The following is a 13,319-nucleotide window of genomic DNA, read 5'->3' on the forward strand; positions in this document are numbered from 1 at the left end:
CCCTGGAGGACAAACGTGTCTAAGCGTCGAGTTGTTGTGACCGGACTGGGCATGTTGTCTCCTGTCGGCAATACTGTAGATTCCACCTGGAATGCTATTCTTGCCGGTCAGAGCGGCATCAGCCTGATCGACCATTTCGATACTAGCGCCTATGCAACGAAATTTGCTGGCTTAGTAAAGGATTTTAACAGTGAAGAGTACATCTCGCGCAAAGATGCCCGTAAGATGGACGCCTTCATTCAGTACGGAATTGCTGCTGGCATACAAGCATTCAAAGATTCCGGTATTGAAGTAACCGAAGAAAACGCTCCGCGTATCGGCGCCGCTATCGGCTCCGGCATCGGCGGTCTTGGCCTGATCGAAGAAAACCATACCGCTATGGTTAACGGCGGTCCGCGTAAGATCAGCCCGTTCTTCGTGCCTTCAACCATTGTTAACATGGTGGCGGGGCACCTTTCCATCATGTTCGGCCTGCGTGGCCCGAGTATTTCCATTGCGACCGCCTGTACTTCCGGCGTGCACAACATTGGTCATGCCGCCCGCATCATCGCTTATAACGACGCTGACGTCATGTTGGCGGGCGGAGCGGAGAAGGCCAGTACTCCCCTGGGCGTAGGCGGCTTCGGCGCCGCGCGCGCGCTGTCCACACGTAATGAGAATCCGCAGGCGGCCAGCCGTCCGTGGGACCGCGACCGCGACGGCTTCGTGCTGGGCGACGGCGCAGGCATCATCGTGCTGGAAGAGTACGAACACGCTAAAAAGCGTGGTGCGAAAATTTACGCCGAGATCGTCGGTTTTGGTATGAGCAGCGATGCGTATCACATGACATCGCCGCCGGAAGACGGCGCCGGAGCGGCGCTGGCGATGGTGAATGCGCTGCATGACGCCGGTATTCAGCCTGCTGATGTCGGTTATATCAATGCCCACGGTACCTCTACCCCGGCGGGCGACAAAGCGGAAGCGCAGGCGGTGAAAAGCGTGTACGGCGCGGATGCGGGCAAAGTGCTGGTCAGTTCCACTAAGTCCATGACCGGGCACCTGCTGGGCGCTGCCGGCGCAATTGAGTCGATTTTCACGATCCTGTCGCTGCGCGACCAGGCCGTACCGCCGACGATTAACCTGGATAATCCGGACGAAGGCTGCGATCTCGACTTTGTGCCGCATGAGGCCCGTCAGATGAAGAATATGGAGTATGTCCTGTGCAACTCCTTCGGCTTCGGCGGAACCAACGGTTCTATCGTATTCCGTAAGATCTGATGTACCGTTCTGCGGTTAGCTGAAACGCGCTAACTGAAAACGCCGGTGACTTTTGGGGTGACCGGCGTTTTTTTATTTTTACCGGCGACAGACCGGCCGGAATATTTCGTCACATCATGCTCAAGACGGGGAAAGTGATGTATTGGATCAACGGAGCCGAAGCGGAAAGCATCCCGGCGGACGATCGTGCGCTGCACTACGGCGACGGTTGCTTCACCACGGCCAGGGCCGCGGCGGGTGAGGTGGATAACCTTGCTGCGCATCTCGCGCGCATGGCGGAAGGATGCCGGCGTCTGGCGATAGCCAATGCGGATTTCGTTCTGCTGGAACGGGAGATGCGTCATGCGGCCCAATTTATCGGGGAAGGCGTAGTCAAAGCGATCGTCACCCGGGGCAGCGGCGGGCGCGGCTATTCGATCGCCGGTTGCCACTCACCGCGTCGCCTCGTCTCCACCGCGCCTTTTCCTGTACACTATGCGCGGCAGAGGGAAGAGGGCATTCGTTTAACGATCAGCCCGGTACATCTGGGAATCTCGCCGCAGCTGGCGGGCATCAAACATCTGAACCGGTTGGAGCAGGTGCTGATTAAGGCGCATATCGATCAAAGCGGTTTCGATGACGCCGCGGTGCTTGACAGCAACGGTATGCTGGTGGAATGCTGTGCGGCTAACTTATTCTGGCGCAAGGGAAATCAGGTTTTTACCCCATGCCTGAACGGTTCCGGCGTGGCCGGATTGATGCGCCGGCGTATTTTCACCCTGCTGGAAGGGAGTGAATATACGCTGCATGAAGTAACCGAACCCGCCGGGGCGCTGATCCGTGCGGACGAAGTGTTGATATGTAATTCGCTGATGCCGGTTTTACCGGTGACGGCGCTGAATGAAACGGTTTACGCCTCCCGGCGACTGACGGAGTTTTTATTGCCCCGTTGTCTGACGCCGGCGGCCTGACAAAAATAAGCAAGACGCGGATCGGCGGCTGAATGAAAAAGAAATTATTTATCGGATTTATCGTGCTCGTCCTGGTTGTGCTGGGCGTGCTTTATCAGGGATATCAGAAAGTACAAACCTTCGCACACACGCCGCTGCGTATCGATCAGGATACCCTGTTCAAACTGCCTGCCGGTACCGGCCGGGCCGGACTGGAGGCGTTGCTGGTACGCGATAAACTGATCGCCGGCGGCCGTTATTTCCCCTGGCTGCTGCAACTGCGCCCGGATCTGACCCGCTTTAAGGCCGGCACCTACCGCCTGACTAAAGGCATGACCGTGCTGGAGATGCTGCAACTGCTCAACAGTGGCAAAGAGGCGCAGTTCAGCGTGCGTTTTGTGGAGGGTTCGCGTTTGCAGGACTGGATACAGACGCTGAAGGCGGCGCCGTATCTGAAACACACGCTGAAGGGAAAAACGCCGCAGGAAGTGATGGACGCCGTCGGCGCCAAAGACATTCCTTCGCTGGAAGGGTGGCTTTATCCCGATACCTATCACTACACCGCCGGCGCGGCGGATCTTTCCCTGGTTAAACGCGCGTACCAGCTAATGAAGCAGCAGGTCGATCCGCTGTGGGAAGGGCGTGATAAAACGTTGCCATACAAGACGGTGGAAGAGTTGGTTACCATGGCCTCGATCATTGAAAAAGAGACCGGCGTCGGCGAAGAACGCGGCAAGGTGGCCTCGGTGTTCGTTAACCGCCTGCGCATCGGTATGCGCCTGCAAACCGATCCGACGGTTATCTACGGATTGGGCGATGATTACAACGGTAACCTGACCCGTAAAAATCTGGAGCAGCCCACGGCCTACAATACTTACGTTATTTCCGGCCTGCCGCCGACGCCTATCGCCATGCCCGGCAAGGCGTCGCTGAAAGCGGCGGCGCACCCGGATAAAACGCCGTATCTCTATTTTGTGGCTGACGGAAAGGGCGGCCACGTATTTAATACTAACCTGCAATCCCATAATCAGTCGGTACGTGATTATTTGAAGGTGATGAGGGCCAAAAAGAATGAAAAGTAAATTCATCGTCATCGAAGGTCTGGAAGGGGCGGGAAAAACCACGGCCAGAGATACGGTGGTGGATGAACTGCGCCGGCACGGTATCGACGACATCGTCTTCACACGCGAGCCGGGCGGCACCGTGCTGGCGGAGAAGCTGCGCGAGCTGATTAAGCAGGGCGTCGAAGGTGAGAAGCTGACCGACAAGGCCGAAGTGCTGATGCTGTACGCAGCCCGTATCCAACTGGTAGAAAATGTTATCAAGCCGGCGCTGGCCCGCGGGGCGTGGGTGGTCGGCGATCGTCACGATCTCTCTTCTCAGGCTTATCAGGGAGGGGGACGCGGCATCGACGCTACGCTGATGCGTTCGCTGCGTAACACCATTCTGGGTGATTTCTACCCGGACCTGACGCTGTATCTGGATCTGCCGCCCAGGCTGGGGCTGGAGCGTGCCAGAACGCGCGGTGCGCTGGATCGGATCGAGCAGGAGTCGCTGGCGTTCTTTGAACGCACCCGCGCACGTTACCTGGAGCTGGCGGCACAGGATGAATCCATTGTTACCATTGATGCATCCCGCCCGCTGGACGAGGTCTCGAATGCTATCCGGCTGGCGCTGGGCACCTGGCTGGCGCAGCAGGGAGCCACGGCGTGAACTGGTATCCCTGGCTGAACGCGCCGTATCGCCAGCTCATCGGGCAATATCGCGCCGGACGCGGGCATCATGCGCTGTTGCTGCATGCCTTGCCCGGCTGCGGGGATGATTCGCTGGCCTATGCCGTTGGCCGCTGGCTGCTGTGCCAGCATCCGGACGGCGATAAAAGCTGCGGCGAATGCCACGGTTGCCGGTTGATGATTGCCGGCAATCACCCGGACTGGCATCTGTTACAGCCGGAAAGCGGTAAAAACGCTCTGGGTATCGAGCCGGTCCGGCAGGTTATCGGGCACCTGTATAACCACGCCCAGCAGGGCGGCGCCAAGGTGGTATGGCTGCCCCTGGCGGAGGCGCTGACCGAAGCGGCGGCCAACGCATTGCTGAAAACCCTGGAGGAGCCGCCGTCGGACACTTATTTCCTGTTGGGAACGCGCGAACCGGCCAACCTGCTGGCGACGCTGCGCAGTCGCTGCCTGTATCTCTACCTTTCCCCGCCGGACGAAGCGAACAGCCTGCGCTGGATGCAAAGTCAGCAAAGCGCGGATGCGCTGACGGCGACGACGGCCTTACGCCTGAGCGGCGGCGCGCCGGTAGCGGCACTGGCCCTGATGGCGCCCGACGTATGGAATCATCGCCAGGCGTTATGCACGGCGCTGGAGCGCGCGTTGCCCGGGCAACAGTGGCTGAGTTTGCTGCCCGTCCTGAATCATGACAATGCCGACCAGCGGCTGAGCTGGCTGTGTTCGCTGCTGCTGGACGCGGTGAAGGTGCAGCAGCACGCGGGGCAGGCCGTGGTCAATCAGGACCAGCTGCCGCTGGTGCAGCAGCTTGCGTCCCGCCTGTCACCAACTACACTTCAGCAACAGCTCGGACAGTGGATTCACTGTCGTCACCAGTTGCTGACCATTGTCGCGCTGAACCGGGAACTGATGCTGACCGAACAGCTTTGCCGCTGGCAAGAGGCCGACCGCGCGCCTTCTGCCTGAGTTTTTCTTTCTGGATGACCCATCATGTTTTTAGTTGATTCCCATTGCCACCTCGACGGTCTGGATTATGAAAGCCTGCATACGGGCGTGGACGATGTACTGGATAAAGCCGCGCAGCGCGATGTTGGCTTCGTGCTGGCCGTGTCAACCACGTTGCCCGGATACCGGGCCATGCGTGCGCAGATCGGCGATCGCGATAACGTGGCGTACACCTGCGGCGTGCACCCGCTGAACCTGGATGGAGGGTACGACTACGCGCAGCTGCGCGCGTTTGCCGCCGAGCCGGGCGTCGTCGCGCTGGGGGAAACGGGGCTGGACTACTTCTATCAGCAGGACAATATTCCGCTGCAGCAGTCCTCGTTCCGTGAACACGTGCGCATTGGCCGCGAGCTTAAAAAGCCGGTGATTGTCCATACCCGCGACGCGCGGGCGGATACGCTGGCGATCCTGCGTGAGGAGAAAGCGGACGAGTGCGGCGGTGTGCTGCATTGCTTCACCGAAGATCGGGAAACCGCCGGGGCGCTGCTGGATCTGGGCTTTTATATCTCGTTCTCCGGCATCGTGACGTTCCGTAACGCCGACGCGCTGCGTGAAGCCGCACGCTTCGTGCCGCTTGACAGAATGCTGATCGAAACCGATGCCCCTTACCTGGCGCCGGTGCCGCACCGGGGGAAGGAAAATCAGCCGGCTTACGTGCGGGACGTTGCGGAATATCTGGCCGTGCTGAAAGGCGTCGATACCGCGCGTTTGGCGCAACAAACCAGCGAGAACTTTTCCCGCCTGTTCAATATCTCCCTGCCCGGAATGTGAGTACTTATCGGTACGTGCGACGACAATATTTTATTGCTCGTAATTAATCATTGAAGCGAGTATCTTCTGAGACGCTTTTCCTGAACGCTGATTAGGAAATGACGGAAGTGACGGTTTATTGGGCGTTTTTTAATGCGATGCGATAGCCGTCAAAGACTCTCAGAGGTATTTATTTTACCCTGCATAAAAAATAAAGAAGGCATAGTCCTTCGTTACGCGCCGGAATTACCGGCGCGTCATGATAAAGCAATTCGTTTTACTCAGGAGCACTCGTAACTATGTTTAAAAACGCATTTGCAAACCTGCAAAAGGTGGGTAAATCGCTGATGCTGCCGGTGTCCGTGCTGCCGATCGCCGGTATCCTGCTTGGCGTCGGTTCCGCTAACTTTACCTGGCTGCCTGCCGTCGTCTCTCATGTGATGGCCGAGGCGGGCGGTTCGGTGTTTGCCAACATGCCGCTGATTTTCGCCATCGGCGTCGCGCTGGGTTTCACCAATAACGACGGCGTTTCCGCGCTGGCCTCGGTGGTGGCGTACGGCATTATGGTGAAGACGATGGCCGTGGTCGCCCCGCTGGTGCTGCATATGCCGGCGGCGGAAATTACGGAGAAACATCTGGCCGATACCGGCGTGCTCGGCGGGATCATCGCCGGTGCCATCGCGGCGTACATGTTTAACCGCTTCTATCGCATCAAGCTGCCTGAGTATCTGGGCTTTTTTGCCGGCAAGCGTTTCGTGCCGATTATTTCCGGGCTGGCGGCCATTATTCTGGGCGTGGTTCTGTCCTTTATCTGGCCGCCGATTGGGCGCGTGATTCAGGATTTCTCCCAGTGGGCGGCCTACCAGAATCCGATGGTGGCATTCGGGATTTACGGCGTGGTGGAGCGTTCACTGGTGCCGTTCGGCCTGCACCATATCTGGAACGTGCCGTTCCAGATGCAGATCGGCGAATTCACCAATGCGGCCGGTCAGGTGTTCCACGGCGACATTCCGCGTTACATGGCGGGCGATCCGACGGCGGGCAAACTCTCCGGCGGTTTCCTGTTCAAAATGTACGGGTTGCCGGCGGCGGCGATTGCCATCTGGCATTCGGCCAAGCCTGAAAACCGCGCCAAAGTCGGCGGGATCATGATTTCCGCCGCGCTGACCTCGTTCCTGACCGGGATCACCGAACCGATTGAGTTTTCCTTCATGTTCGTGGCGCCGATCCTGTATGTGATTCATGCCATTCTGGCAGGGCTGGCGTTCCCGATCTGTATTTTGCTGGGGATGCGCGACGGCACCAGCTTCTCGCACGGTTTGATCGATTTTATCGTGCTGAGCGGCAACAGCAGCAAAATCTGGCTGTTCCCCATCGTCGGGATTATTTACGGCCTGGTGTACTACACCATCTTCCGCGTGCTGATCGCCAAACTGGACCTGAAAACGCCGGGGCGTGAAGAAAGCGCGTCTGCACACGCGTCTCAGGGCGGCGATGAAATGTCCGCCGCGCTGGTGGCTGCGTTCGGCGGCAAAGAGAACATCACCAACCTGGATGCCTGCATTACGCGCCTGCGCGTCAGCGTCGCGGATGTCGCCAGAGTCGATCAGGCCGGGCTGAAGAAGCTTGGCGCTGCGGGCGTGGTGATTGCCGGCTCCGGCGTTCAGGCGATTTTCGGCACCAAGTCGGATAACCTGAAGACGGATATGGATGAATACATCCGTAATCACTGAGTGATTGGGCTGCAATAGCAAAGGGAGGCGTAAGCCTCCCTTTTGTGTTTTGGTGAACCGAACCGGGGAACCCTCAGTCGAGCAGGTGACCCATCTTGGCGGCTTTGGTCGCAAGATAACGTTCGTTCTTCGGATTACGCCCGACGATCAGCGGCACGCGTTCTACGATGTTGATGCCGGCGGCAGACAGAATTTCGACCTTCTTCGGGTTGTTGGTCAGCAGGCGCACAGCGCTGACATCCAGCAGCTTGAACATATCGGCGCACAGGGTGAAGTCACGCTCATCGGCGGCAAAGCCCAGCTGATGGTTGGCTTCGACGGTATCCGCGCCCTGATCCTGCAACGCATAGGCGCGAATCTTGTTCAGCAGGCCGATGTTGCGGCCTTCCTGACGGTGGTACAACAAAATGCCGCGCCCCTCTTCGGCGATGTGCTCAAGCGCGGCTTCCAGTTGAAAACCACAGTCACAACGCAGGCTGAACAGCGCATCCCCCGTCAGGCACTCGGAATGAACGCGGGCGAGCACCGGCTCGCTGCCGGAAATGTCGCCGAATACCAGCGCGAGGTGATCGTGACCGGTCGCCAGCTCTTCAAAACCGACCATGACGAAGTCGCCCCACGGGGTCGGCAGTTTGGCGTCTGCCACACGTTTTAACTGCATGTTAGTCTCCACAACCACATCTTTGATGCCGCCCGGCGGGCGGCTGCGCGTTTTACCGATGCAGGTTAATGCAAAACGCGGATGATGGGCGATCTGCTCATCGTTAATTATTCGTTCAGGGCGTCAATTTTGCCACAACTTGGCGGATTCCAGAACGTTTAGCACGGTTCTGTTTATCGTATGCGTCGCTGTCTATAAATCCCGCCATTAAACACGCAGGGATAGTCTTTGTTTACATGGAGTTGTTACACTGAATATTCAACCATTAAAAAGGAATAATTGATGTCGCAGATAATCCGCCGCGTATGCTGGGGAACATTATTACTGCTGGTGATGCCGGCGGCGGTCTGGGTATCCGGCTGGCAGTGGCTGCCCGGCTTCAATGAAGGGGCGCTCAGGGCGTTGTTCGCCGTTACTGAAACCGTCACGTCTCCCTGGGGGGCGATTACCAGCCTGCTGCTGACCGGCTGGTTTATCGTGTGCCTGCGTTTGCGGTTCAGGTCCGGCGTGATGTTGTTCGTAATCCTGAACGCCGCCATTTTTGCCGGGCAGGGCGTCAAGTCACTGATCAAAAGCAGTGTTAAAGAACCCCGGCCTTACGTGCTCTGGCTGGAAGAGCGGCATCATATCTCGCCGGATTTCTTTTATGAGCTGAAACGCAAGCAGCGCAGCGCTCTGGTGACGGAACAACTGGCGCAGGAGTCTGCCGTGCCGGCATGGCTGCGTGCGCACTGGGCGTTTGAAACCGGTTATGCTTTCCCCTCCGGGCATACGATGTTCGCCGCAAGCTGGGCGTTGCTGGCAATCGGTATTTTGTGGCCGCGCCGCCGTTATCTGACGGTGACGGTCATTACGCTCTGGGCCATTGCGGTGATGGGCAGCCGGATGCTGCTGGGCATGCACTGGCCGATGGATCTGATGGTTTCGACGTTAATCAGCGCCGTGATTGTCATTCCCGCCACTTATCTGGCCGGGCGGCTAAAAGGCGGAGAAATGGGCTAAATCCCACTTTTTTGCGCTGACACCGGTGATCGCTTACCGACGACGAGATTATAATGAAAAGATATGGTTTTCAGGCACAATAGAGCGTCGTCTTTAAACACCACCCGGGCTTTGCCTGTAGTGCCGGTCAATGTTAGGCTGAACTTTTCGGGCATGATTTATCCGGCTAACGTCTTGTTACAGGAAGAAACGTGAAATATCTGCTGATTTTTTTCATTGTACTGGCCATTTTCGTGGTTTCAGTCACGCTGGGAGCGCATAACGATCAGGTTGTGGCGTTTAATTATTTGGTCGCACGCGGCGAATTCCGCCTGTCCACGTTGCTTGCGACGCTGTTCGGCGCCGGCTTCATTTTAGGCTGGATCATCTGCGGGCTGTTCTACGTGCGCGTGCGTCTGGGGCTGGCGCGTGCCGAGCGCAAAGTACGCCGCCTGGAACAACAGATCGAACCCCCGGCGAAAGACGCCACGCCCGTTGCGGCTTCCACCTCTACGTCCGTAGCGACGAAGGAATAACGTAATGCTAGAACTGCTGTTTCTGCTCCTTCCCATCGCAGCCGCCTACGGCTGGTACATGGGACGCAGAAGCGCTCAGCAGGATAAGCAACAGGAGGCCAGCCGGCTTTCCCGTGAGTACGTCACGGGGGTCAACTTCCTGCTGTCTAACCAGCAGGATAAGGCGGTTGACCTGTTCCTGGACATGCTGAAAGAAGACAGCAACACCGTCGAAGCACACCTGACCCTGGGCAACCTGTTCCGCTCCCGCGGCGAGGTTGACCGGGCTATCCGCATTCACCAGGCGCTGCTGGAAAGCGCTTCCCTGACTTTTGATCAACGTCTGCTGGCCGTTCAGCAACTGGGGCGCGATTTCATGGCCGCCGGCCTGTATGACCGGGCGGAAGAGATGTTCAGCCAGCTGGTGGATGAGCAGGATTTCAAAGTTACCGCCCTGCAACAGCTGCTTATTATTCATCAGGCAACCAGCGACTGGCAGAAAGCCATCGACGATGCGGAAAAACTGGTCAAGCTGGGTAAAGAAAAGCAGCGCATGGAGATTGCGCATTTTTATTGCGAACTGGCCCTGCAGGCGATGAGCAGCGACGACTTGGATCGCGCCAAAGGTCTGTTGAAGAAGGCTGCGGCGGCAGACAAAGATTGCGCGCGCGTTTCCATTATGATGGGACGTATTTTTATCGCTCAGGAAGAGTATGCGCAGGCGGTGTCTGCGTTGACGCAGGTGCTGGATCAGGACAAAGAGCTGCTCAGCGAAGTATTGCCGATGCTGCAGGACTGCTATCAGAAGCTGGGGCAACGCGATGAATGGCAGACCTTTCTGCGCCGCTGCGTGGACGAAAACGGCGGCGCCAGCGCCGAGCTGATGCTGGCGGAAGTGCTGGAGGAGAAAGAGGGGCGCGACGTAGCGCAAACCTACATCAGCCGCCAGCTGCAGCGCCATCCGACCATGCGGGTTTTCTATCGCCTGATGGACTACCACATGGCCGAGGCAGAAGATGGCCGCGCCAAAGAAAGCCTGCTGTTGCTGCGTGATATGGTCGGCGAGCAAATTCGCACCAAGCCGCGCTATCGCTGCCTGAAATGCGGTTTTACCAGCCATACGCTTTACTGGCACTGCCCGTCGTGCCGGGCATGGTCAAGCATCAAGCCCATTCGCGGCCTTGACGGGCAGTAACATACGGCCTAGGCACGGCCCTCCGGTCTGTGTACAATGCCCTCCCTGAAACATACCGCCTTCAGATGATTTCAGAGGATTGCCATGAGCAACGCAACGTCACACTCTCCCGTTTCCGCTTCCCCGATTTTAGTCGCCCTTGATTATGCCGATAAAAACGCCGCGCTGGCGTTCGCCGACAGCATAAGCCCGCAGGACTGCCGTCTGAAGGTAGGGAAGGAGATGTTCACCCTGTTCGGGCCGGAGTTCGTGCGTGCGCTGCACGATCGCGGTTTCGAGGTGTTTCTTGACCTGAAGTTCCACGATATTCCCAATACAGCGGCACGCGCCGTCGCGGCGGCGGCGGAGCTGGGGGTGTGGATGGTTAACGTTCATGCCAGCGGCGGCGAAAGAATGATGAACGCGGCGCGCGAAGCGCTGATGTCTTACGGTAAAGATGCGCCGTTGCTGATTGCCGTGACGGTGTTAACCAGCATGGAAAAGGCGGATCTGGAAGGTATCGGCATCATGCAGGCGCCGGCGGACTATGCTGAACGCCTGGCGCGCCTGACGCACAACTGCGGGCTGGACGGCGTGGTGTGTTCCGCCCAGGAAGCCGTGCGCATTAAGTCTGCCTGCGGGCCGGCGTTTCGCCTGGTAACGCCGGGGATCCGCCCGGAAGGCAGCGCTGCCGGCGATCAGCGTCGTATTATGACGCCGCGTCAGGCCGTGCAGGCGGGTGTTGACTATATGGTCATCGGGCGCCCCATCACGCAGTCGCAAAACCCGACGGCCACGCTGCGGGATATACTGAATTCACTGGCATAACCAACGAACGGAAAAGTGCGATGGACGACAATAACCGCCTGGTTTACTCAACGGAAACCGGACGCATCCCTGAAGAAAAAACACCGGTCGCACGTCCCAAAGGGGACGGCATCGTACGTATTCAGCGTCAGACCAGCGGCCGTAAAGGTAAGGGCGTGTGCCTGATCAGCGGTCTGGATCTGACGGATGAAGAGACTGCGAAGCTGGCCGCAGAGCTGAAAAAGAAGTGCGGCTGCGGCGGTGCGGTAAAAGACGGCACAATTGAAATTCAGGGTGATAAGCGAGATTTGCTGAAACAGCTGCTGGAACAGAAAGGCTTTAAGGTGAAGCTGGCCGGGGGATGAGGCCGTGCGGGGAATGGGGCGCATTGCCCCATTCCGTTCCGGCAGGAGGATTATTTCCCGACCTGATGACCAATGACGCCCCCGACAGCGGCGCCGCCCAGGGTACCTAATGCGCTGCCGTCGGTTAACACCGCACCACCAACCGCACCAACACCCGCGCCGATGGCCGTATTGCGATCGCGTTTCGACCAGTTCGAGCAGGCGCTCAGAGAAGCAACCAGCGTTACCGCCAACACGGCGGCGGAAATTTTCTTCATTGTCGTATTCATATTTTTACTCCTGGTTTGTTACTGTCCGGAGATACATTCCTGCTACTTATTAAGTATAGCGGTTTGAATCATTCCGGATAACAACGCATTAGTTACCGGGGAAACTAATAGATCGTTTTTTTAGCATTATATGCTGTGATATCGTCTTACCTACTGGTTGAACAGTATATTTAATTACAAAATACCCAACAGGTAAATATTCTTAATTTTTGTTGGATTTGTTGATGAATCGTGTGATTTACGTTGCTTAACGCCGAACTCAGCCAATTTCCCCGCCCTTTGCAGCAGGATTTCCCATACCGCCGAAGAAACGCCTTCAGGACAATATTGCCATCTGTCTACGGGGGAGAACCGACGATGCTTGACGAACTGAAACAGCAGGTGCTGGAGGCCAATCTGGCGCTGCCGCGTCACGGGCTGGTGACATTTACCTGGGGCAACGTAAGCGGTATCGATCGCGCGCGCGGCCTGATGGTGATTAAACCTTCCGGTGTGGAATATCAGGGAATGACGGCGGAAGATATGGTGGTCGTGGCCATTGAAGACGGGCAGATCGTCGAGGGCAGGCGTAAACCCTCTTCAGACACCGAAACGCACCGCGTACTGTATCAGACGTTCGGTGATATCGGCGGCATCGTACACACGCATTCCCGGCACGCGACCATCTGGGCGCAGGCTGGCCTGGATATTCCGGCCTGGGGCACCACGCATGCGGATTATTATTATGGAGATATTCCCTGCACCCGCCTGATGACGGAAGAGGAAATCCGGCAGGATTATGAATGGCAGACCGGCGTTGTGATCGCCGAAACGTTCAGCCGCCGTGGCATTGATGCCAATCAGATGCCGGCGGTGCTGGTTCATTCCCATGGTCCGTTCGCGTGGGGAAAAGATGCCGCTGACGCGGTGCATAATGCGGTGGTGCTGGAGGAGGTCGCCTATATGGGCATTTTCTCGCGCCAGTTGACGCCGGACCTGCCGAGAATGCAGCAAACGCTGCTGGACAAGCATTATCTGCGTAAACATGGGGCGAATGCCTATTACGGTCAATAACTCGCCGGACGGCCGCCTGCATCCTGGATGACAGAGAAAAAGGCGGCCATCACGAATGACAGTTTCTCCTGCCTGATTGTTACTGCC

15 protein-coding genes are annotated in these 13,319 nt (G+C 57.6%); 13 read left to right on the forward strand and 2 right to left on the reverse strand.

Going from position 1 to position 13,319, the window contains the following annotated elements; all coding sequences use genetic code 11:
* Window positions 1-15: 15 nt before the first annotated feature.
* From fabF to ptsG, 7 genes are all read left to right on the forward strand, one after another.
* Window positions 16-1,257, forward strand: coding sequence for a beta-ketoacyl-ACP synthase II (gene fabF / locus C8D90_RS01335; RefSeq protein ID WP_115456616.1), 1,242 nt, complete (start codon window positions 16-18; stop codon window positions 1,255-1,257).
* Window positions 1,258-1,394: 137 nt separating this feature from the next.
* Window positions 1,395-2,207 (forward strand): aminodeoxychorismate lyase, encoded by an 813-nt coding sequence (pabC, locus tag C8D90_RS01340; protein ID WP_115456617.1) that lies wholly within the window; start codon window positions 1,395-1,397, stop codon window positions 2,205-2,207.
* A gap of 32 nt (window positions 2,208-2,239) precedes the next feature.
* Window positions 2,240-3,268, forward strand: coding sequence for an endolytic transglycosylase MltG (gene mltG / locus C8D90_RS01345; protein ID WP_115456618.1), 1,029 nt, complete (start codon window positions 2,240-2,242; stop codon window positions 3,266-3,268).
* Window positions 3,258-3,899, forward strand: coding sequence for a dTMP kinase (gene tmk, locus C8D90_RS01350; RefSeq protein WP_115456619.1), 642 nt, complete (start codon window positions 3,258-3,260; stop codon window positions 3,897-3,899). The genes mltG and tmk overlap by 11 nt, the downstream gene beginning before the upstream one ends.
* Window positions 3,896-4,885: a DNA polymerase III subunit delta' gene (gene holB / locus C8D90_RS01355; protein ID WP_115456620.1), complete on the forward strand. Its 990-nt coding sequence runs from the start codon at window positions 3,896-3,898 to the stop codon at window positions 4,883-4,885. Before tmk ends, holB begins: the two co-directional genes overlap by 4 nt.
* Window positions 4,886-4,909: 24 nt before the next feature.
* The gene (locus C8D90_RS01360; RefSeq protein WP_115456621.1) at window positions 4,910-5,695 is read left to right on the forward strand and encodes a metal-dependent hydrolase; all 786 of its coding nucleotides are present in this window, start codon (window positions 4,910-4,912) and stop codon (window positions 5,693-5,695) included.
* A gap of 278 nt (window positions 5,696-5,973) precedes the next feature.
* A complete protein-coding gene (ptsG, locus tag C8D90_RS01365; RefSeq protein WP_115456622.1) occupies window positions 5,974-7,407 on the forward strand; it encodes a PTS glucose transporter subunit IIBC in 1,434 nt (477 codons plus the stop codon).
* A 73-nt stretch (window positions 7,408-7,480) separates the two neighbouring features.
* Here ptsG and ribA read toward each other — a convergent pair whose 3' ends face one another.
* Window positions 7,481-8,068, reverse strand: coding sequence for a GTP cyclohydrolase II (ribA, locus tag C8D90_RS01370; protein ID WP_115456623.1), 588 nt, complete (start codon window positions 8,066-8,068; stop codon window positions 7,481-7,483).
* 282 nt (window positions 8,069-8,350) lie between these two features.
* Here ribA and pgpB point away from each other — a divergent pair, with 282 nt between their 5' ends.
* From pgpB to yciH, 5 genes are all read left to right on the forward strand, one after another.
* Entirely contained in the window at window positions 8,351-9,070 is a 720-nt protein-coding gene (gene pgpB / locus C8D90_RS01375; protein WP_115456624.1) for a phosphatidylglycerophosphatase B, read from the forward strand.
* A gap of 191 nt (window positions 9,071-9,261) precedes the next feature.
* On the forward strand, window positions 9,262-9,585 hold the full coding sequence (locus tag C8D90_RS01380; protein ID WP_115456625.1) for a LapA family protein: 324 nt from the start codon (window positions 9,262-9,264) through the stop codon (window positions 9,583-9,585).
* A 4-nt stretch (window positions 9,586-9,589) separates the two neighbouring features.
* Window positions 9,590-10,759 carry a lipopolysaccharide assembly protein LapB gene (lapB, locus tag C8D90_RS01385; RefSeq protein ID WP_115456626.1) on the forward strand — a complete coding sequence of 390 codons (1,170 nt, stop codon included), beginning with the start codon at window positions 9,590-9,592 and terminating at the stop codon, window positions 10,757-10,759.
* A gap of 84 nt (window positions 10,760-10,843) precedes the next feature.
* On the forward strand, window positions 10,844-11,566 hold the full coding sequence (pyrF, locus tag C8D90_RS01390) for an orotidine-5'-phosphate decarboxylase (RefSeq protein WP_115456627.1): 723 nt from the start codon (window positions 10,844-10,846) through the stop codon (window positions 11,564-11,566).
* A 20-nt stretch (window positions 11,567-11,586) separates the two neighbouring features.
* On the forward strand, window positions 11,587-11,910 hold the full coding sequence (gene yciH / locus C8D90_RS01395; RefSeq protein WP_115456628.1) for a stress response translation initiation inhibitor YciH: 324 nt from the start codon (window positions 11,587-11,589) through the stop codon (window positions 11,908-11,910).
* A 50-nt stretch (window positions 11,911-11,960) separates the two neighbouring features.
* Here the strand turns inward: yciH and osmB are convergent, their stop codons facing one another.
* Entirely contained in the window at window positions 11,961-12,179 is a 219-nt protein-coding gene (gene osmB / locus C8D90_RS01400) for an osmotically-inducible lipoprotein OsmB (protein WP_115456629.1), read from the reverse strand.
* Window positions 12,180-12,536: 357 nt separating this feature from the next.
* Between osmB and araD the strand changes: the two genes are divergently transcribed.
* Window positions 12,537-13,232 (forward strand): L-ribulose-5-phosphate 4-epimerase, encoded by a 696-nt coding sequence (gene araD / locus C8D90_RS01405; protein WP_115456630.1) that lies wholly within the window; start codon window positions 12,537-12,539, stop codon window positions 13,230-13,232.
* The last annotated feature ends 87 nt before the right edge of the window (window positions 13,233-13,319 follow it).

This window comes from Enterobacillus tribolii, assembly GCF_003363015.1.
Lineage (GTDB): Bacteria > Pseudomonadota > Gammaproteobacteria > Enterobacterales > Enterobacteriaceae > Enterobacillus > Enterobacillus tribolii.